This is a genomic window from Streptomyces sp. SCSIO 30461 (genome assembly GCF_037023745.1).
GTDB lineage: Bacteria > Actinomycetota > Actinomycetes > Streptomycetales > Streptomycetaceae > Streptomyces.
The window spans coordinates 452,423-470,777 of sequence record NZ_CP146101.1; the positions used below are offsets into that span (position 1 = coordinate 452,423).

Genomic DNA, 18,355 nt, shown 5'->3' on the forward strand with positions numbered 1-18,355 from the left:
ACGTGATCACATCGGGTGCTACTACGTCGCAGGGCCTACGGAGGCGGCCCTGCGGGCACGAGGTACCAGCTTGGCCGCGGCTTCTGCTGCGGCTTTATCGACCTCGGGGAGCAGGCTCGTATACGTGTCCGAGGTCAACGTGATCGTGGAGTGGCGCAGCGTCTCCTTGATCGTGTGGAGGTCACCCCCGCCGCCGTGGGTGAGGGTCGCGGAGACGTGCCGCAGGTCCCGAAGAGTGATGGGCGGCAGGCCGGTGCGCGCGAGGATGCGGCGGAAGGTCTCCGAGACGGTTTCGGGGTGGAGCCAGGAACCGTCCTCCTGGGTGAACACCTTTCCGGTGTCCTTCCACGCCGTGCCCCATTTCTTCCTCTCCTTGAGCTGGCGTTCGCGGTGCTCGCGGAGGACAGCCACGTTCAGGCTGTCGAGGGCGATGGTGGTGGCGCTTCCGTCGGTCTTGGGTGCGGACTCGTAGGGGTCCCAGCCGTCGACCACGATCTCCTTGGCTGGGGTGATCAACCCGGCGTCCAGGTCGACGTCGGCCCAGTCCTGGCCGACCGCTTCTCCCCGCCGAAGGCCGCGGGTGCCCGACAGATGGAAGAACGCATACAGTCGCTCACTCTCGGCCGCGTCGAGGAAGGCGCCGAACTGCTCCGGCGTCCACACCATGACGGCGGAGGGCTTCTCCCCGGTGGCACGCCATCGCGCGACGCGCTGCTCGGTCCACAGCAGCGGCTTTGGCCGCTTGCCGGACTCCAATTCGACGTGGGATGCCGGGTTGAACGTGATGAGCTGCTGGCTGATCGCTGCGTTCAGCGCCGCTCGTAGCGTCCGCCGGATGCTTTGCCGGGTGGCCGGCCCTGTCGGCTTCCGGAACGGCTTCATCTCGGCGAGCTTCGCCCGCTCGACGGCCAGCCGCGCCCGCTCGGCTGCGACTGGGCGCCCTGGCTTGCTGGGCTTGCACCGCGCGATCTGTTCGAGACGGGCACGGTTCTCGGCCTCGACCACCTCATTCGCGTCGGCGATGGCGTCGAACATCTCCACCAGGTGGCCGACGGTGAGCCGGTCGAGGCGTATGTGGCCGATGCGCGGCTTGAGATGGACGCGGATATGGGAGGCGTAGCCGTTGGTCGTCGTTTTGCGCGTTTTCTTGGACGCTAGCCACTGGTCAAGCCATTCGCCCACGGTCCGGCGTCCTGTGAGGTCCAGACCGGCCCTGAGGCGGCGGCGGGTCTCCTCGACGTCGGGGAGGGGAGTCTTCTCGTCAGCGACCTGTTCAAGCAAGGACACGAGTCGTGCCACGTCGTCCGGATCCTCGGCGTCCGGGAGATTCATCAGCGCGCGGACGTGGTCGAGGTCGGCTTGCGCATCCTTGAGGCTTTCGTAGCCAGCCCGGCTGAAGGAGCGGCGGGTGCCGTCCTCGCGGGGCGGGAGTTCCTGGCGTATGGAGTACGAGCCGTGCTTACGGTTGGTGAGCTTGGGGCAGGACTTGCCGAGCGGTTTGCCGGTCCTGGGGTCGCGGCAGTAGCAGCGGCGGTGGGTGGAGCCCTTCAAAGGCGTTCCTCCGGGGTGGTGTCGGTATCAGGTGCGGGCGGGTCGACGTCGCCCAGTACGGGTGGCAGGTCGGGTGGGGTGGCTCCCTCGTCGCGGATGTCCCGGCGGAGATGGCGGAGGTTGTACTTGGCGGAGATGGCCTGGTCGCCGTATTCGGTCCGCCTGCGCTCGGCTTCTTCCTGCTGGGCGCGGCTGGTGGCCGTCTTGGCGGTGAACCGTGCCCGTTCTTCCTCTTCGAGCGCGACGAGCGCGGTGCGCACGAGGCTTGCGTGAAGCTCGAAGTCGGGTACCAAGCCCGCGTCGTATTCGGGCACCTCCTGCTCGCCGGTGAAGCGCCGTAGGGCGTCCCAGGTGGGCACGAGGCGTTGGAACGGGAGTTCCTGGGTCTGATCGACGTATCCGACCGGGAAGATCAGGCAGACCGGGTACGTCTCCAGGGCGGCGGCGAGGACCATGATGTCCACCAGCGGAAGGCTGGCCCGGCGTCCGGACTCCATGTTGGCGATCACGTTGCGCGGGATCGGGTGCCCGAGCCTCTCGCACTGGTCCGCCAGCTCCTGTGCGCTCCACCCCATCTCCTTCCTCCGTCGCCGGACTTCGCCGGCCACGTTGGCCTTGATCCGGTCCACCCACTCCGGGAAGTCGTCGTCCTCTTCATCATCCAAACCGCGTTGTGTCATGCAGACACAGTAGCTCGCCCATGATGGTTACTAGACGCCTGGAGCCGGACGTGATGCGCATGTTCGCCGAGGGCTGTGACGAGAGGAGCGCTGCGTGCGCGATGACGCGATGGCCGACGAGTCGAAGGGGATGAGCCGCGAGGAGCTGTTGGCCCTTCCTGTCGCAGTTGACCTGGACACAGGCAACCGCGCGCTGGGTCTGGGGCGGAGCAAGGGCTACGAGCTGGCCAAGCGGGGCGAGTATCCGTGCAAGGTGCTGCGCCTGGGCAAGGCGTACCGCGTGGTGACCGCGGATCTGCTGAACCTGTTGGGGCTGGCAGCGTGAGGGCGAAGCAAGGTAGCAGGCGGTTCTGCGCTGGGCTGACACAGAAGCGCTGGACTGTGGCACGGCGTGGACGTACTGTCCGTGGTCGCTCGCGGTGCCAACACTCCCGCGAGAAAGGGGAGAGCCTCCGGCGGTGCAACGCCGGAGGCCCTGAGACTCCCCAGCAATCCCATGAGAACCGACCCGGCGGCAGGGGCGTGCAAGCCCGACACCGCCAGACGAGGAGCCGCCCAGTGCAACCCGAGAATCCCGAGTCCTATTCCGCCTCTGCCCGGGCGGCCTGGCCCGCCACAGCCGTCCCCGGCCAGCCCGGGGCCCACCTGTGCCCCGCGCAGGCCGACGGTGCCGCAGCGGACCTGATCGACGGTACGTCCGATGGCAGCGCCGGCGCGGCGTATCCGGCGAGGGGCCTGGAGCCCATCCCCGACGCGGAGCCGACACCGGGCTCGGAGCTGCTGGACGAACTGCGCTCTCAGATGGCCCAGTTCGTGATCCCGCCCTCATCCGAGGCGCTGGACGCGATCACCCTGTGGGTGGCGGCGACGCAGCTCCAGCCCGCGTGGCAGCACGCCCCACGGCTGGCGGTGGTGGGGCCGGCGAAGCGGTGCGGGAAGTCGCGGCTGCTGGACGTGCTGACCGAGACGGTCCATGAGCCGATGCTCACCATCAACACCACACCAGCGGCCATCTTCCGCTCGATCAAAGAGGAGGAGCCGCCGACGCTGCTGGTGGACGAGGCCGACACCATCTTCGGCCCCAAGGTCGCGGAGAAGAACGAGGAGACGCGCGGGCTTCTCAACGCCGGTCATCAGCGCGGCCGGTACGTCACACGGGTCGTCGGCAACGACCACACCCCGCACAAGTTCGCCACCTTCGCCATGGCGGCCATCGCGGGCATCGGGGATCTGCCGGACACGATCATGGACCGGTCGGTGGTGATCCGCATGCGGCGCCGGGCCGAGGGCGAGAAGGTCAAGCCCTTCCGCTCCCGCCGGGACATCCCGGCCCTGCGCGAGCTGCGCGACCGCATCCGTACCTGGGCCCTCCCGCTGCTGGAGGACGCCGCGAGCCTGGAGCCGGAGATGCCGGTCGAGGACCGGGCTGCCGACACCTGGGAGCCTCTGGTGATCGTCGCCGACCTGGCCGGCGGTCGCTGGCCACGGATCGCGCGGATCGCGTGCGCGCGGATGGTCGCCGCCGAAGTGGCGGCCGAGGAGGACCACCCCAGCGGGGCGCGCATCCTCGCCGACATCCGGCGGGTCTTCTTCGCCCAGCGGGAGGCGGACAGCCTCTCCACCGAGGACCTCCTGCACTACCTGAACGCCGACGCCGAAGCCCCGTGGGGAGAGCGAGGGCGCTACGGCCTGACATCCCGGGAACTCAGCGCGATGCTGCGCGACTACGACATCCGGCCCGGCAACGTGCGCATGGCCGACCGGACGCAGCGCAAGGGCTACACGCGCAACAAGTTCCTCGACGCGTGGCGGCGGTACTGCCCCACCGTCCACCCGGTCGACGCTCCTCGCGGCGAAGTCTGACCCCACCTCCCAGGTTTGCCGTACTTGCCGTCCCTGCCGTGATCTCGCAGGTCAGAGCACACACCGGCAAGACGGCAGCCGAGGGCAAGACGGCAACGCAAACGTCTCCGCACGTGTAGCCAGCCAAAGACAGCGTCCAGATCCGTCTTGCCCCGTCCCAGGCGTCCTCGCCGTATCGCCGCAGGTCACAGTCCTGCTCGCCGGGACGGCTTCCGTAACGCAGCCGTCCCGGCAGGGGCAAGCCGCCCCCGGACAGAGCCCGGACCGGGAGCTGCCACTACTTGTCCCGAGTCGGGACAAGACGCTGGCGCTGCCCGCCGAGACGGCACGTTCGGATCGCTGCCGTCCCGCGCTGACCGGAAAACTCGGGGGTTCGACGGGCATGGCGATGTGGCCCCTGGGGCTGTGCCGACGGGGTTGAGGGGCGGTGCGGTGGTGTGTCAGGCGCCTGCCGGGGTGAGGGTGACGTCGTGGCCGAGGGCGGTGAGCTGGCGGACGAGGTCGCGGGTCTTGCGGGCGGGATCGAGGTTCTTGGTGTGCCAGTCGGGGCCGAGGTCGCGGTAGCGGGCGGTGGGGTCGTTCAGGAGGTGCCAGACCGTGACCAGGATGGAGCGGGCGACGGCGACCAGTGCTTTGAGGTGGCCTCGGCGTTTGACGATGCGGCGGTAGCGGGCGCCGAGGAAGGTGTCGGTGCGGGCGGCGGAGATGGCGGCTTCGCCGAGTGCTCCGCGCAGCCAGGGGTTGCCTTTGCCGGCGGGTCCGGAGGTGTTCTTCGGGCCGGACTGGAAGGTGCGTGGGGATAGGCGGGCCCAGGAGGCCAGGTGGTCGGCGGTGGGGAACACGCTCATGTCGGTGCCGATCTCGGCGAGGATGACCTGGGCGGTGGCCGGTCCCACCCCGGGGATCTCGTCCAGGCGCTCGACGTCGGTCAGCGGCATCAGCATGCCCTGACCGGGCCGGTCGTCGTCCCTGTCACCGTCCCTGTCGTCGTGGGTCGTGGACAGCTCGGTGAGACGGGTGGTGATGCGGGCGGTGAGCTTGTCGATCTGCATGGTGAGGTAGTCGACGGTGTCCAGCAGCATCCGCAGCATGAACGCGTGGTGTTCCTCGAACCCGCCCGCCAGTGCCTCTTGAAGGGCCTGGGGGCTGGCTTTGATGGTGCCGTGTGCCAGGTCGGCCAGGGCCCTGGGGCTGCGTTCGCCCGCGATCAGCGCCTCGAGCATCGCGCGGCCGGAGACGCCGAAGATGTCGGAGATCACCGAGGACAGCTTGATCTGCGCGTCCTCCAGGAGCTTCTCCGCGCGCTGCTTGTGCCGGGTGCGCTCGTGGGTGAGGACCGCGCGGGAACGGGTCAGGTCCCGCAGCTCCCGCACCGGCTTTGGCGGCACGAACGAGGCTCTGAGCATGCCGCGTTCGGCGAGCTTGGCCAGCCACACCGCATCGAGCCTGTCGGTCTTCGGGCGGCCAGGCACGTTCTTCACGTCACGCGCGTTGACCAGCCAGCATTCAAGCCCCCGCGCCTCCAGGAGAAAGAAGAACGGCTTCCAGTACGTCGAGGTCGCTTCCATGACCACCCGGGTGACGCCCTGGCATATCAGGTGGTCCGCGAGATCCAGGATGGCGCCGCTGGTCGCGGCCACGTGCCACACACGCTGTACTCTCCGGCCGGGCTTGTCCTCGTGCGGCACCCGGGTGCACACCATCCCGGATGCCTTGGCGATATCGATCGCCGCGACCCGCTCCACCAGCTCCGGTCCCTGCTCGCTCTCCTCGGCATCCGTCTCCGCCACGGGCGCGTGCCCCTTCCCCCTCGTTCCGTTCGTACAGGCGGCGCCCGCCCCAAGGGGCCACGGGGAAGACGAAATCTGACCGGCGTGCTCTACGGCAACAAGGCAAGGCCCCGCAGCGGCCCCTGCACCAGACTGACCTACGGGCTTGGTGTCCCAACGAGCAACCGGAGTCGGCGAGCGGGCGCCGCGATCATGTTTTCACGCCGGCAAGGCGTTCCCCGACAGGGACCAGAAGGGCTGACCTGCACGTGCAACGGCCGAGACGGCAAAGACGCCCCACACCACTACCCCCAGGAGCTTCCCGCTTGACCGCCCCGCACCTCGCCGCGCAAGCACCGCAGCCACGAGACGACGCCCGTAGCGAAGGGCAGCCGAAGAAGCGTGCTGACGCCGAGCAGCTCGCGCTTGGCGCGGCCGGCATCGTCATCGTCGCCCTGACAGCTGGAGCGTTCTGGCTTTCCTACGCGCACCTCGCCGACGTCGCCGGCCAGCATGGGCTCGGCGCATCCCCGATCCGCCGGTGGGCTTGGCCCGCCACCCTGGACGCGTTCATCGTCGCGGGCGAACTACTCATGCTGCGCGCAGCGCTGCGCCGCACAACCGACCTCTGGGCGATCGCCGTGACCGCTGCCGGATCGGTCGGCTCCATCGCGTTGAACGTCGCCGGGGTCAGCGGCACGGACAACGCGCGCAGCGTCCCGCTCCTCGACTACGTGGTCGCGGCCGTTCCTCCAGCCGCCGCGATGGTCGCCTTCGGCGTCCTGATGCGACAGATTCACCAGCTCGTCGCACCAGCCGCCGACCCCTCGGACACCGATTCCGTACACGCGCGGAAACAGCCGGTCGATGACTTCAGCGTCAGCCGTCAGCCGGACGCCGCTGCTGACGGTCCGCAAGCCTTCGGTGACGAGCGGACGGAACCTACGTCCCAGGTGCCAGAAGCCAAACCGACCGGTGGCCGTCCGCCCAAGGCGACCATCGCGGAGCTGGCGGACATCGGCCGGGCCACCGGTCACCAGCACGGCAAACTCACGCGTGGCCTTCTCCGAGCGGCCGTCAAGGACCGAGACCTGACGATCGGCAGTGAGCGGCAGACCGAGGTCATGGAGCTGCTTCGGCCGGAACTCGAAGCCGCAGGCGTCGAGGTCTCCAAGCGCTGACGCCGGACCCGTTCGGGTGACCGGAACCCTTCCGGTCACCCGCGCACCCGCCAACCGCCCAGCAGATTTGCACACCTGTGGACAACGTGATGGCCGCACCGCGTAGACGCCGTAGCCCTGTTCGCAGAGTCGTACCTGGAGCATCTTCCTTGCAGCAAAGCCAGCACCTGCCTGACGACACCCCCGCTGAGCCACCTGTCTCGCCGCAGTCCCCTACGCTGCTGGGGCGTCTGCGGCGGGCGTTCGGACGGACTGCCCCTGGCGGAGCCAGTAGTACCCCGAGTCCGACTCACGGCCGGTCTTCGGGGATCTCCGCCCCGGGGGTGGCGGAGACGGCCCAGCGCCAGGGGGCGCCGGACCAGGAGCTCGGGGCCGAGGACAGTCCCGAGCCGGACGAACTCCACGCCATGCAGCAAGCCGTCCTGCATCCCGCTCCCTCAGACGACGTCCCGCGTGCTCAACCCACGATCCGCCGTTTCACCGGCGACAAGCGCATGGAACGCGTCGGTCCTCTGCGGTTCCTCGGCGACGAGCGCGCCCGCCTCCAGAAGGCCGCCGCCGAACACGGATACAAGGGCGAATCCGGCTTCGCCGCGGACGTCGTCCTGGCCTTCATGAACGGGCGGTTCACTGCGAATCTCCCGCTGTCCGAGGATCGCCGCCGCCTCCACGAGTTCCGCTCACAAGTACTGCGCCAGCTCAACCGCATCGGCGTCAACATCAACCAGATCGCCCGCGCTCTCAACAGCGACCTCACCCCACCGGACATCCGCCGGAATCTCGCCGAGCTCCACCACCTGCTGGAACTGATCGCCGAGGCCCTGCGCGAACCTGCCGACACCACGAAGGACATGTCCGCATGATCGCCGCTATCAAGCCGAATGGATCCAACACTCGCGGCCTGCTCGCCTACCTCTACGGCCCGGGCCGGCACGACGAGCACCTCGACCCGCACATTGTTGCCGGTTTCGCCATGCTCGGCATGCCCGACCCCGGCCGCGACGAGAACGCCACTCTTACCGACCTCGCCCGACACCTCGACGAGCCGGTCCGGCTGCGGAACAGCGAGTTCGGCAAGAAGGTCACCAACCACGTCTGGCACTGCCCCGTCCGCGCCGCACCAGAGGACCGCCAGCTCTCCGACGCCGAGTGGGGCGAGATCGCCCAACGCATCGTCCAGGCCGCCGGCATTGCCCCCGACGGCGACGACCTGGCGTGCCGCTGGATCGCCGTACGCCATGCCGACGACCACATCCACATCCTCGCCACCACTGTTCGTGAGGACGGACGCCGCCCCAAGCTCCACGACAGCGGCGTCCGCGTCGGCGACGCCTGCCGCGAGATCGAGAAGGAATACGGTCTTCGACAGCTGAAGAAGGGCGACCGTACCGGCACCCGCCGACCCACCCAGGCCGAGATGCACAAGGCCGATCGCCTCGGCTGGGAGCAGACCAGCCGCGAGTGGCTCCAGGACCGCATCCGCGCTGCCATTCCGCACGCCACCAGCGCCGAGGAACTCATCGCATACCTCGAAGCAGGCGACATCCTGGTCAAGCCACGCCGGGGGCCATCCGGGGATCTCCTCGGCTACGCAGTCGGCCGCCCTGGCGACCTGAACAACGACGGCGAGCAGATCTACCACCCCGGCGGGAAGATCGCCCCCGACCTGTCCCTGCCCAAACTGAAAGCCCGCCTCGAAAACAGCGTCCCTGAGGAACACCCCACGGCCCGCCGCAACCGGTCGGCTACCCCCTGGGACCAGGCCACTGACGCCCTCGACACGCTCCACACCGGCCTCGGCAACGACACTCATGCCCAAGCGCACATCACCGCCCTTGGCGAACTACTCGAAGCCACAGCCCAGAAAGCCCCAGACAACCTGCGCGCCGAACTCCAAGGAGCTGCGACGGCGTTCGCGCGCGCCCAGCGCTCCCAGATCCGGGCCGAAGACCGAGCCGCCCAGACCCTGCGCAAGGCCGCCCGCGACATCGCCCACACCGCAACCGGTCCCGACGGCGGTACCCTCGCCGCCCTGCTCGCAGCCCTCGTATGGGCCGCGATCATCGCCACCCGCTGGCACGAAGCGAAAAACCACGCCCACCAAACCGACGCCGCCCGGCAAGCCGTCCAACACCTCCAGGCCGCCGCCGACGACGCCCTCGCCCCCGCGCTCACCGAACTCGAACACCGCCAGCCCAGGGCGCAGACCCGCCTCGTCCTCGCCAACGACGTACGCGCCGCCGTCCCCGACCACGCCACCCGCATCCTCGCCGACTCCAGCTGGCCGGCCCTCGCCACCGTCCTCGCCGACGCCGAAGCCCGCGGCCACAAACCCCACCAACTCCTCAAGGAAGCCGCCGCCCAACGCGAACTGACCACCGCCCGCCAACCCGCCCGCGTCCTGATCACCCGCATCCAGCACACCAGCCGCAACCCCGCACCCAACCGCCGCGCCGAAGCCGCCCGCCGACGCTCCACCACGGGTACGCCGCCGTTCGCTCAGCCGAGGCATCCCTCGCACAGCCCGTCACCAGCCACGCCGACTGGCCAACAAGGCCCACGTCGGCGCTGACCTTGCCCATGGCCGGACCGTTCGGGACCGGATCTCGAACGTCCGGCCATGGCCACCTCCGAGTCTGCTCCGTTCCAGGACCACGAGGGTCTGTGTGCGAATCGCAGGACACGCAGTAGCGGTTGTGCAAAAACTTCGACATCAACTAAAGTGCTCGGCGTAATGGAATGCTCCGATGCGAAGTCCGACACCAGGAGTCGCCCGCATGAGTGTGTCTCTTTCGCCTTGGGCGACCGATGTGTTCGGCGAGCAGGCGCCGGCAGTCCGCATGTTCCTTGGACAGGCGCTTCGGAACATGCAGGCCAACGCTCAGGCAGCGCATGAGCAGACCAACTCCCGTACCAACCACACGTACGGGACGTCTCGCTGGCAGAACCAGTTCGAGCGTGTCCAAGACGAGCTGAAGGAGCTCCCGGGAGCCACTCCCGTGAAGCCGTTCGGGTTCCCGTTCGAGCTCATGCTCGTCGGCCGCGGCCTGATCTATCCGTTCCTCTACTCGAAGACCAAGGCGGACGTGCGCAAGGCGCGCATCCCCAGCGAGTCCCAGCTGGTGAAGGAACTCTTCACCTTCGCCCCTGAGCCGAAGCACGTGCAGGACACGTTCGACTTCGGCTTCGGAGGAACCGCCCTCGCCGTGGAACCGCGAGGTGGCCTGGCGGCCCTCCCTCAAGGTACCCGTCTGATTCTGGTGCCCTTCGCCTGTAACGCCTCCGAACTCCTGGAGGCGCACTGGGGCATCGCAGCACTCGGGGAGAGCCGTCGTCTGGAGTGGGCGACCGTTCCCGAGCCCCTTGCCTTGCCCCAAACCGTCACCTCATACGGCACGCGGTTGGCCAGCGTCCCCGAGCAGACTGCGGCATCAGAACGGAAGCACACCAGCTTCGCCGAAGGAAGCGAGCCCACGCTTACGCTGTCCTCGCGTGCGACCTCGGACCGAGCGCGAGACGTCCCGCCGCAGACCGAAGCACAACCAGTCGAGGACCAGACCAGCGAAGACGATGCGACCCACTAAGCAAGACTTTATTCCGGGCCTGGAAGAGCGGGGAACGACGCCCCGTGCCATCTCCGACGGCTTCGACCCCGCTCGGTTGACGCAAGCGCGGCGACTGGCGGAGATGACGAAGAAGGACGTGGCAGCGAGCCTCGGAGTGACTCCGGCCGCCGTGGGCCAGTACGAGACGGGGGTTTCGCGGCCGCGCCCTGACCTGATCCCCCGGCTCGCCGAGACCCTCGGAGTACCCGCGACCTTCTTCCTACTCGGACGTCCGGTCAACCGGCTCGACGCCTCGATGGCCCACTTCCGGAGCTTGCGCAGTACGCCAAAGTCTCAGCGGGAGCGGGCACTGGCCTTCGCCGAGCAGGTCTGGGAACTCACGTACGCCCTTGAGCAGCGGATCCAGCTGCCACTCGTGGACCTGCCGGGCTTCGCCGGCGGAGAAGTTCACCCAGGGGCGGAGCTGCCCACTGACCCAGCCGCCGCCGCGCGTGAGCTTCGGCGGCGCTGGGGGTTGGGAGACGGACCCGTGACCCATCTGGTGAGGCGTATGGAAGCTCACGGCATCGTCGTAGTGATGCCCCCCGCGAGCGATCCCTCAGCCGCCACCGTGGACGCATTCTCGACCCGCGCTGCCCGGCCGCTCGTTATCCTCACCGCTAACCGCGCGGATGACGTCTACCGGCATCGGTTCACAGCAGCCCACGAACTCGGTCACCTCGTTCTTCACGGCGACGCCACCGGCGACAGTCGGCAGGAGAAGGAAGCTGATGCCTTCGCTGCGGAGTTCCTGACCCCCCGGGCCAGCATCTTGCCCTTGCTGCCCAAGCGAATGGACTTTGCACGGCTCGCAGAACTCAGGCAGATCTGGGGGGTTTCCATCCACTCCCTCGTCTACCGCTGCCGCGAACTGGGACTGACTTCAGACGCCACCACCAGTCGGACGTACCAGCGCCTCCGCGCACTGGAAGGCCAGCCCGGATTCGCGGCGGAGTCCGTGTCCAACTTCTCCGGTGAACAGCCCTCGCTTCTACGGCAAGCGTTCGAGCTGGCTTCCCAGGAAGCGGATCTGTCCGTTGCCCGATTGGCGCATGAACTTGCCTGGACTACCAAGCGTGTGCGAGAACTCCTCGGAGTCCAGGAGCAGCGCCCCGTGCTGCGCCTGGTCCAGTAGCTGAGCCATGCACCGCGGGTTGAGGCCCTGCATATCCATGTCAGTGGGAGTCCCGCACGGCGGCGTCTTCGCGCGCCTTACCCGTCTCGACCTCGCCAGCAGGAAATCTTTCTCCTGCGTCACGCCTGCTCCTGGACGGCCAGGACGGGTGGCAAGGCCCGTATCGACGGGAGGAATGGGGGCACCGTCCCTGGCGTCGACATTGATAGCGCCTGCCGACTACTCGTACAGAGTGAAGCCCGCCCTGGCCGCAGGGCTCATGCCGCGGGGGACGGCAGGCACTTCCGTGGCCAGGGCGGGGGCTTAACTTCGGCGTAGGAACCTGCTCTGTCCTCGGTGCCTGCCGGTACGCCGGGCGGGGGATGGTTCCATTTCGGCGGTCTCGCTCGACCGATGAGGCAGAGCCGGTTCGTCCTTGCTGAGGATGGACTGCCAGACCCGTTCCTGAAGCTCGCGGATGCAGGGGCCGCATGCGTACATGGGTGCCTGGGCGCCGGCGACTCTGGCGGGGCCGATCCACAGGACGCGCGTCCATCGCTGCCCGCAGTAGAGCCAGCAGAATCCGTCGACCCATTCGTTGCCGTCGTCGGTGGCCGCCGGTGTGGGCAGTCCTCCGCGGGCGAACTCGGCGATCCCGGGGATCACCCTGTGCTGTAAGGCGACTTCCGTCAGCATTGCTCGTCCGCCTCCGCGATTAACGGGTCTGGGCCGTCGTAGCAGCGTCCTCCTGCTTCTCGGCGTCGGAGAACAGGAGGGTGGGTTCGGCGAGGATGTCGCGGCCAGCCTCGCTCTTGTAGATCTCATCGACGCTGCCGAAGCGGGCTTCGGAGTAGTCGAGGTCAAGCAGCGCGGCGGCTTGCCGCACCGACGCCTCGTCGGGTCCCTCGATCTCCAGGAAGGTGGGGAGGTCGGGCCAGGTGTCGAAGTCGAAGGCGACCTCGCCCAGGCGCCACTCCTCCCGGTAGTTCTCCTGGTAGCGCACCTCGGTGAGGCCGACCCGGCGCAGGATGTCGGCCATGGCGTGCAGGTCGGTGACCTCGGTCTCGATCTCCTTGGTGCCGTCGATCGTCGTGGCGTCGGTGACCTGCTTGAGCGTGAGCGTCGAACGGGTGCCCTCGTCACGCAGCCGAATCCAGGCCCCGCCATCCAGGGAGTCGTTCTCGAAGATCTTGCGGGTGAGGAGCGTGCGGGGGAACGCCTGAACGGCGCCGAGGGCAGTCAGCTTGGCCTGGAGGCCGGCGGCGTCGACGGCCAGGAACTTCGCCTCGTACTCGTGCTTCATGGGTCCTTCTCTCAGAAGTGGTCGGTGAGGGTGGACGTCCGGGCCGCAATGAGCAGGCCCATGCGGTGGGTGTGGTCGTGCAGCTGGCCGACGTGGGGCCGCTCGGTGAACTCGGTCGTGCGCAGGGTGAGCAGGACCTCCCAGTCGCCGAGGAAGTGGTGGCGAAGGCGCTCAGGAGAGGTGTAGTGCTCGATCATGTGGTGGCGTCTCTCGACGGGCATCATGAACTCCGCGCCGAACACACCGCCCGGGCGGACCAGGCGCTGCATGCGGTCGACGAACTCGGCGAGCGGGCGGTGGTGGTTGGCACTGTAGTGCCACGAGCAGCTCGTCCAGACCGCCTCGCACTGCAGGCCCAGGGGTTCGCCGTCGAGGAAGTCGTCCTCAACGACCTGTACGCGTTCGTGGAGTTCTTCGAGCTTCAGTCGATCGATCAGGCCCAACGCGTGTGCCTGGCTGTCACCCGGGAGGTGGACGTCGCCCCCGTGGAGGGCGACCGCGTCGCGTTCGACGGCGACGACGTGGTAGCCGGCGGCGGCGAGGGGCAAGACGAACTTGCCGTCGCTCGCGCCGACAACCGCGACGGTGGAGTCAGGGGCGACACGTTCCCGCAACGTGGCGAGGAACTGCGGGAAGAAGGTGAGGGTGTGCTCCCACAGGCTCTGTGTCTGCATGGGAGTGCGCTCCTAACGTATCGGGGTCCGTGATCACGCGGAGGACCTCGGCGGGGCTGCGCCCCGTGGTGTCGACGCGATGCATCGGGAACGAGGCGTAGGCGTCCGTCACCCGGTCCGTAACGGTCTCGATCAGTGCGTCCCATCGCGATGCCGGCTTGTTCCGTCCAGCGAGCCGACGCTGTCGTTCGTCGTCGTCGCAGACGAGGTGGTACGTGACGGGTGTCGGCAGCCAGCTCGGTAGGGTGATACCGAGCCGGGAGCCCAGGGCCCGGTGGGTAGCGAGGCACCGGGCGAAGTAGCTCTCGACGACGACCGGGACGCCGGCGTCGAGATGGTGCTGGATCTCCTCGGCCGCGGTGAACAGAGCGGAAAGGTAGAGGCACATCCGCGCCTCGACGCTCGTCCGCCCGTCCACCGCATGTCTGAGCGGCTGGTAGAGGGACGGGACTGTGGCGACAAGGACGGCTTGTCGGGCGGCGGCGAGCATCGGCGCCAGGGTGGACTTACCGGTGCCGCGTAATCCCTCCAGGCTCTCGAAACGCGGGTGATCAGGCACGGCCGTACACCACGTCCGGCACCGCGAGAGTGAGCTCGTCGGCGGACGAGGGCTTGTGGACGATGCGTCCTGCCGCCTTCTCGTACCAGAAGGCGTGCGAGTCCTTGCCCACGGCCTTGCAGGACATGGTCAGCGCACCGCGCGGGTCGGCCTCGATGCGGTCGATCTCGCGAGGACCGTCGGACGGTGCGCACACCTGCGGGGCGCCGTGCTCGGAGAGGTCCTCGTCGACGATCACCTCCAAGGGCAGGTCGGCCGACGCGAGCTCTTCGCGTAGCCGGCCGTAGGCGGAGGGGGCGGTGACCAGCAGTTCAGGGTGGTCGGCGGCGTTGCCGACCGGCCGCAGGTGGTGGAGCTTGAGTTGCCGGACCCCTAGCTGCGCCAAGACTCTTGCGAGAGGGATGACCTCGTCGATGTTCCGCGAGGTGACGGTCATGGTCGCGCCCGTCGAAACGCCGAGGTCCCGCGCCAGAGTGAGCGAGTCGAGGGCGCTTTGGTAACTGCCCTGCCTGCGGATGCCGTCGTTGGTCGATCCGACGCCCTCCAGCGAGACCCTGAGCAGGTCCAGGTGCGGAGCGATCTCGGTCAGGCGGCGCTCGATCCGGTACCCGTTGGTGCAGATCTCGACGCGCTGGCCCAGCTCCTCCTTGGCGTGGCGGACGACCTGCGCGAGGTCCCGGTGGACGAACGGCTCTCCGCCGAGCAGGGTCACGGCCTCCGTGCCGTACTCGTCCCGCATCAGAGTGAGGAGGCTCGCGGCTTCCTCGGCGGTGAACGCGTCCGCGTACTGGAGCCGCTCGCCGTGGAAGCAGTGCAGGCATGTGAAGTTGCAGCGGTAGAGCAGCTGCAGGTACAGCATTCGGATCTTCCTGATCCCGGTGACTTCCCCGATCACATCGGCTCCTTCGGCTGACTGCCTGTTGGGAGCCCGATCGTGGCCTTCTGCCCGGGGACCTCGTCACCGCGTTCAGGGACGGTCCCAGGACGTCCTGGGACGTTTTCAGTGACCTGCGAAGGACTCCACCATGCTGAGGACGCGCTTCGTGTCCGACAGGTCGGGCAGGACGTCAGCAGCGCCGGCCGCGGTCAGTTCCTCCGGCGTGTGGATGCCAGAGGCGACGGCGAGGATCCCGGAGCCCGTGGTCAGAGCTGCTTCGACGTCGCGCGGGGTGTCCCCCACAAGGACGGTGGGGACGTCGGCCGAAACACCGCGAAGTCGCTGCGCGCGCTCGCGGGCGACAGCGACCAGATGGGGACGGAGCTCGGCGTCCGCTCCGTAGGCGCCCACTGTCAGGTCCAGCAGCGATTCGAGGCCGAACGCCGACAGTTTCACACGGGCGTTGGCGGCGATGTTGCCGGTGAGGACGGAGGAGACCCAACCGCTCTGAGCGGAGGCGGCCTTCAGCGCCTCATGGACACCGGGCAGGGCAGTCCCGCGCCTGCGCAGCTCCTCCAGGCGCGCTTCCCCCGCCTGGGCGAGCGCGGTCTCGATGAAGTGCCAGGCAGGTACGGGCAGCCCTTCGCGGACGAACATGTCGCGCATGATCAGTCGATCGGTACGCCCCTCAGTACGCGCCGCCTCCGTGGGCTCGCGTCCCGAGAGCTCTGAGAAGGCAGCGGCGTAGATCTCCTTGCTCACCCCCGCGTTCTCGATGAGAGTGTGGTCGATGTCCCACAGGACGAAGAGCTCCATGCCGCCAGAGTAGGCAGTCGGCGGGGCTGCGCTTCAGCCACCGCGTCCCAAAACGTCCTTGCGCGATCACGCGGTGCGCCGATTCGATATCTGCTGTGAACGACCGACTGCGCACCGTGCTCGGCCAACGCGGCGTCTCGCCCGACTCGCTGGCCGAAATCTGCGAAGTAGATCCCAAAACGGTGAGCCGGTGGCTAGGCGGGCGAGTTCCCCATGCCCGGCACCGCTTCCGCGTCGCGCGACACCTGCGCGTGGAAGAGACCTTCCTCTGGCCCGAGCCGTCCAAGCGCCCCGGCCGGCCGCAGGACGGGTTAGGCACCGAGCTGGTCGGCACCTACCAGAACAGGGCCAGCGTGCCCCGGGACGTCTGGCTCGCGCTGCTGCGAGAGGCTCGCCACGAGATCGGCGTCCTCGTCTTCTCCGGTACCTTCTTCGCCCAGTCCAATCCCCACGTCGCCAAGATGCTCTCCGAACGTGCCGCCGATGGAGTGCGGGTGCGCCTGTGCTTCGGCGACCCGGACGGGCAGGCAGTCGCCATCCGGGGCCGCGAGGAGGGAATCGGCGACACCCTCGCCGCCAAGATCCGCGCCTCGCTGACGTACTACCGGCCCCTGCTGGGCGAGGCCGGGTGCGCCGTACGGCTCCATGACACCACCCTCTACACGTCCATGTTCCGCTACGACGACAACCTGCTCGTCAACCCCCACATCTGGGGACAACCGGCCAGCGCCAACCCCCTCCTCCACCTCAAGAGGACGGACGGCACAGGGTGGTTCGACAATTACGCTCAGAGCTTCGACGCCGTCTGGGCCGCCGCGCGGCCATGGGCACCCGACCAGGAGAGGACCGCCGACCATGGGCAGGACTGAGTACTACAACGACCCCACCGCCCCGAAGGCGAACACCCTCATTCCGGCCAGCAACCTGCTCGTCGTTGACGAGACCGGCGCCATCCTCCTCCAGCGCCGCCGCGACACCGGCCAATGGGCGCTCCCCGGCGGGGCCCAGGACATCGGCGAGACCGCGGCCGAGTGCGCCGTCCGCGAGTGCTTGGAGGAGACCGGGATCATCGCGGAGATCACAGGCTTTCTCGGCGTCTACACCAACCCGAACCACATCGTCGCCTACACCGACGGCGAGATCCGCCAGCAGTACGAGAACACCTACATCGGCCGCCCCGTCGGCGGAGCACCCACGGTCAACGACGAGGCCGACGGCGTCCGCTTCGTCCAGCCCACTGCCCTGGACCGGTACGACATCCACCCCAGCATGCGCCAGCAGATCGGCGACTACCTCGCCGGCACCTACCCCTACCTTGGCTGAGCCGCTAAGGCGGCCTCGATCCTCTCGACCGAGGAGAAGATCTCCGGCGCCGCCCGCCGGATGAACCGCCCGACCACGCTGTTGTCTCCGTAGCGGCCGACGATCTCCGTGACCCGGTTTTGTGCGGTAGTCCGGTCGCCATCGGGTGTCGTCGTCATGTCGCAATACACGAGGGCGTCCACCAGCAGCGGGTCGTCCAGCAGCGGGAACTCTGACGCCAATTCATCCCGCAGCCCGCGCTCCTTGGCCTCCAACAGGGCAAAAGAGTGGTTCGCGACCAGCCGCACGAGCCGCTCGTCGGCCCCGTGCTCGTCACGAAGAAACCTAGCCCCGTCCAGCGGGTGGAACCCGGTCACGGCCAGTCGAGGTGCGTACCCGACGTCGTGCAGTGTGGCGGAAGCGACGAGCAGGCCAGTGTTCTTGCCGAGGGCCGGCCCGACCTCGGCCGCACGTTCAGCCACTCCTTGTGTGTGCGCCCACCGACGTGGAAGCGCAGTGCTGAGTTCGGCTTCTGCTACTTGAATCGCCCAGCCGACCATAGCTTCATCCATGGCCTGGTAATGCCCAGTGGCCCGACAGTCACTCTCCAAGCACCTCGGATCTCGAACGTCCGAAACGGCTCGGCGCCGCCGGCTACGGACTCGACGCGACCGCCCTGGCGCGGAACCTGATCGCCCACATCGCCGACTGGAGCACCAACCGCACCGCGGCACCGCGGCACCGCGGCACCGCTCAGGAGCATGCATCCGGTAGGTACCTCAGACAGCGAACTTCCGAAGGGGCATGTCATTGACAAGCGACAGCCGCATGGTGCTGCTCTTTACCGGCACGAACGCCTAGCCACATGACGAGCTCGCCTCCTGAGGGCACGGCTTGAACGATCCGTGCCCGGGGGGCCGACGCTCACCGTGCCTTCGGCCGACAAAGGGATTTCTGTGCCCAGCCGGAGCAGCGACGAGAGTGAGCGCTGAGCGGGGTGCTGAGACTGGTGTGTCGGCCTGTCTGCCTGAATAATTGTCGCACTCGGGGGGTTTCGAGGT

General features: G+C 68.3%; 19 protein-coding genes. 9 read left to right on the top strand and 10 right to left on the bottom strand.

What is annotated here, in order from left to right:
• Positions 1-21 precede the first annotated feature (21 nt).
• Both xerC and V1460_RS02165 read right to left on the bottom strand, forming a co-directional pair.
• A complete protein-coding gene (gene xerC / locus V1460_RS02160) occupies positions 22-1,551 on the bottom strand; it encodes a tyrosine-type recombinase/integrase (RefSeq protein ID WP_338671770.1) in 1,530 nt (509 codons plus the stop codon).
• A complete protein-coding gene (locus V1460_RS02165; protein WP_338671772.1) occupies positions 1,548-2,231 on the bottom strand; it encodes a helix-turn-helix transcriptional regulator in 684 nt (227 codons plus the stop codon). Before V1460_RS02165 ends, xerC begins: the two co-directional genes overlap by 4 nt.
• A 109-nt stretch (positions 2,232-2,340) precedes the next feature.
• On the opposite strand from V1460_RS02165, the gene V1460_RS02170 reads away from it, so the two are divergent.
• Positions 2,341-2,556 (top strand): hypothetical protein, encoded by a 216-nt coding sequence (locus tag V1460_RS02170; RefSeq protein ID WP_407077586.1) that lies wholly within the window; start codon positions 2,341-2,343, stop codon positions 2,554-2,556.
• Between the two features lie 233 nt (positions 2,557-2,789).
• Positions 2,790-4,094, top strand: a complete 1,305-nt coding sequence (locus V1460_RS02175) for a DUF3631 domain-containing protein (RefSeq protein ID WP_338671776.1) — start codon at positions 2,790-2,792, stop codon at positions 4,092-4,094.
• A gap of 440 nt (positions 4,095-4,534) precedes the next feature.
• Here the strand turns inward: V1460_RS02175 and V1460_RS02180 are convergent, their stop codons facing one another.
• Positions 4,535-5,884: an IS110 family transposase gene (locus tag V1460_RS02180; RefSeq protein ID WP_338671540.1), complete on the bottom strand. Its 1,350-nt coding sequence runs from the start codon at positions 5,882-5,884 to the stop codon at positions 4,535-4,537.
• Positions 5,885-6,189: 305 nt separating this feature from the next.
• On the opposite strand from V1460_RS02180, the gene V1460_RS02185 reads away from it, so the two are divergent.
• The 5 genes from V1460_RS02185 to V1460_RS02205 all read left to right on the top strand — a co-directional run bounded on the left by V1460_RS02185 (position 6,190) and on the right by V1460_RS02205 (position 11,784).
• A complete protein-coding gene (locus V1460_RS02185; protein WP_338671777.1) occupies positions 6,190-7,044 on the top strand; it encodes a DUF2637 domain-containing protein in 855 nt (284 codons plus the stop codon).
• Between the two features lie 323 nt (positions 7,045-7,367).
• A complete protein-coding gene (locus V1460_RS02190) occupies positions 7,368-7,907 on the top strand; it encodes a MobC family plasmid mobilization relaxosome protein (RefSeq protein ID WP_338671779.1) in 540 nt (179 codons plus the stop codon).
• Positions 7,904-9,616, top strand: a complete 1,713-nt coding sequence (locus V1460_RS02195) for a relaxase/mobilization nuclease domain-containing protein (protein WP_338671780.1) — start codon at positions 7,904-7,906, stop codon at positions 9,614-9,616. The genes V1460_RS02190 and V1460_RS02195 overlap by 4 nt, the downstream gene beginning before the upstream one ends.
• A 205-nt stretch (positions 9,617-9,821) precedes the next feature.
• On the top strand, positions 9,822-10,628 hold the full coding sequence (locus tag V1460_RS02200; protein ID WP_338671781.1) for a hypothetical protein: 807 nt from the start codon (positions 9,822-9,824) through the stop codon (positions 10,626-10,628).
• Complete coding sequence (locus V1460_RS02205) at positions 10,615-11,784, top strand: XRE family transcriptional regulator (RefSeq protein ID WP_338671783.1); 1,170 nt, start codon at positions 10,615-10,617, stop codon at positions 11,782-11,784. Before V1460_RS02200 ends, V1460_RS02205 begins: the two co-directional genes overlap by 14 nt.
• Positions 11,785-12,087: 303 nt before the next feature.
• Here the strand turns inward: V1460_RS02205 and V1460_RS02210 are convergent, their stop codons facing one another.
• The 6 genes from V1460_RS02210 to V1460_RS02235 form a co-directional block, all read right to left on the bottom strand.
• Positions 12,088-12,459 (bottom strand): hypothetical protein, encoded by a 372-nt coding sequence (locus V1460_RS02210; protein WP_338671785.1) that lies wholly within the window; start codon positions 12,457-12,459, stop codon positions 12,088-12,090.
• Positions 12,460-12,478: 19 nt separating this feature from the next.
• Positions 12,479-13,066, bottom strand: coding sequence for a class IV adenylate cyclase (locus tag V1460_RS02215; protein ID WP_109294905.1), 588 nt, complete (start codon positions 13,064-13,066; stop codon positions 12,479-12,481).
• A gap of 11 nt (positions 13,067-13,077) precedes the next feature.
• The gene (locus V1460_RS02220; RefSeq protein WP_338671786.1) at positions 13,078-13,740 is read right to left on the bottom strand and encodes a class I SAM-dependent methyltransferase; all 663 of its coding nucleotides are present in this window, start codon (positions 13,738-13,740) and stop codon (positions 13,078-13,080) included.
• On the bottom strand, positions 13,658-14,299 hold the full coding sequence (locus tag V1460_RS02225; protein WP_338671788.1) for a hypothetical protein: 642 nt from the start codon (positions 14,297-14,299) through the stop codon (positions 13,658-13,660). Before V1460_RS02225 ends, V1460_RS02220 begins: the two co-directional genes overlap by 83 nt.
• Positions 14,292-15,194 carry a radical SAM protein gene (locus tag V1460_RS02230; protein ID WP_338671790.1) on the bottom strand — a complete coding sequence of 301 codons (903 nt, stop codon included), beginning with the start codon at positions 15,192-15,194 and terminating at the stop codon, positions 14,292-14,294. The genes V1460_RS02225 and V1460_RS02230 overlap by 8 nt, the downstream gene beginning before the upstream one ends.
• A gap of 105 nt (positions 15,195-15,299) precedes the next feature.
• Positions 15,300-15,992 carry a haloacid dehalogenase-like hydrolase gene (locus tag V1460_RS02235; RefSeq protein ID WP_338671791.1) on the bottom strand — a complete coding sequence of 231 codons (693 nt, stop codon included), beginning with the start codon at positions 15,990-15,992 and terminating at the stop codon, positions 15,300-15,302.
• A gap of 95 nt (positions 15,993-16,087) precedes the next feature.
• Here V1460_RS02235 and V1460_RS02240 point away from each other — a divergent pair, with 95 nt between their 5' ends.
• Both V1460_RS02240 and V1460_RS02245 read left to right on the top strand, forming a co-directional pair.
• Positions 16,088-16,861, top strand: a complete 774-nt coding sequence (locus V1460_RS02240; RefSeq protein ID WP_338671792.1) for an XRE family transcriptional regulator — start codon at positions 16,088-16,090, stop codon at positions 16,859-16,861.
• Positions 16,848-17,315, top strand: a complete 468-nt coding sequence (locus V1460_RS02245; protein ID WP_338671794.1) for an NUDIX domain-containing protein — start codon at positions 16,848-16,850, stop codon at positions 17,313-17,315. Before V1460_RS02240 ends, V1460_RS02245 begins: the two co-directional genes overlap by 14 nt.
• Here the strand turns inward: V1460_RS02245 and V1460_RS02250 are convergent.
• Positions 17,303-17,866: an HD domain-containing protein gene (locus tag V1460_RS02250; protein WP_338671795.1), complete on the bottom strand. Its 564-nt coding sequence runs from the start codon at positions 17,864-17,866 to the stop codon at positions 17,303-17,305. The two genes, V1460_RS02245 and V1460_RS02250, sit on opposite strands and share 13 nt — an antisense overlap.
• Positions 17,867-18,355 lie beyond the last annotated feature (489 nt).

Excerpts from the sequence above, each read along its gene's own strand:
- V1460_RS02165 (WP_338671772.1), bottom strand. The coding sequence starts at position 2,231 with ATGACACAACGCGGTTTGGATGATGAAGAGGACGACGACTTCCCGGAG.
- V1460_RS02170 (WP_407077586.1), top strand. The coding sequence starts at position 2,341 with ATGGCCGACGAGTCGAAGGGGATGAGCCGCGAGGAGCTGTTGGCCCTT.
- V1460_RS02195 (WP_338671780.1), top strand. The coding sequence starts at position 7,904 with ATGATCGCCGCTATCAAGCCGAATGGATCCAACACTCGCGGCCTGCTC.
- V1460_RS02200 (WP_338671781.1), top strand. The coding sequence starts at position 9,822 with ATGAGTGTGTCTCTTTCGCCTTGGGCGACCGATGTGTTCGGCGAGCAG.
- V1460_RS02205 (WP_338671783.1), top strand. The coding sequence starts at position 10,615 with ATGCGACCCACTAAGCAAGACTTTATTCCGGGCCTGGAAGAGCGGGGA.
- V1460_RS02210 (WP_338671785.1), bottom strand. The coding sequence starts at position 12,459 with ATGCTGACGGAAGTCGCCTTACAGCACAGGGTGATCCCCGGGATCGCC.
- V1460_RS02215 (WP_109294905.1), bottom strand. The coding sequence starts at position 13,066 with ATGAAGCACGAGTACGAGGCGAAGTTCCTGGCCGTCGACGCCGCCGGC.
- V1460_RS02220 (WP_338671786.1), bottom strand. The coding sequence starts at position 13,740 with ATGCAGACACAGAGCCTGTGGGAGCACACCCTCACCTTCTTCCCGCAG.
- V1460_RS02235 (WP_338671791.1), bottom strand. The coding sequence starts at position 15,992 with ATGGAGCTCTTCGTCCTGTGGGACATCGACCACACTCTCATCGAGAAC.
- V1460_RS02245 (WP_338671794.1), top strand. The coding sequence starts at position 16,848 with ATGGGCAGGACTGAGTACTACAACGACCCCACCGCCCCGAAGGCGAAC.
- V1460_RS02250 (WP_338671795.1), bottom strand. The coding sequence starts at position 17,866 with ATGGATGAAGCTATGGTCGGCTGGGCGATTCAAGTAGCAGAAGCCGAA.